Raw genomic sequence first — 319 nt, forward strand, 5'->3', positions numbered from 1 at the left:
ATGCTCTACCAACTGAGCTAATGGCTCTTAAATGGCTGGGCTAGCTGGATTCGAACCAGCGCATGACGGAGTCAAAGTCCGTTGCCTTACCGCTTGGCTATAGCCCATCGAAATGGTGGAGGGGGGCAGATTCGAACTGCCGAACCCGAAGGAGCGGATTTACAGTCCGCCGCGTTTAGCCACTTCGCTACCCCTCCGACATTTAAGATTATATGGTGGAGGATGACGGGATCGAACCGCCGACCCCCTGCTTGTAAGGCAGGTGCTCTCCCAGCTGAGCTAATCCTCCATTTGCCTGGCAACGTCCTACTCTCACAGG

General features: G+C 55.2%; 3 tRNA genes. All 3 read right to left on the minus strand.

Going from position 1 to position 319, the window contains the following annotated elements:
- Window positions 1–32: 32 nt before the first annotated feature.
- The 3 genes from MR076_RS26130 to MR076_RS26140 all read right to left on the minus strand — a co-directional run bounded on the left by MR076_RS26130 (window position 33) and on the right by MR076_RS26140 (window position 289).
- Window positions 33–107, minus strand: a tRNA-Gln gene (locus MR076_RS26130).
- 6 nt (window positions 108–113) lie between these two features.
- Window positions 114–197 (minus strand) — tRNA-Tyr (locus MR076_RS26135).
- A gap of 16 nt (window positions 198–213) precedes the next feature.
- Window positions 214–289, minus strand: a tRNA-Val gene (locus MR076_RS26140).
- Between the last annotated feature and the right edge of the window lie 30 nt (window positions 290–319).

The sequence above is a fragment of the Bacillus cereus group sp. BfR-BA-01380 genome (assembly GCF_022663535.1).
Classification (GTDB): domain Bacteria; phylum Bacillota; class Bacilli; order Bacillales; family Bacillaceae_G; genus Bacillus_A; species Bacillus_A cereus_BB.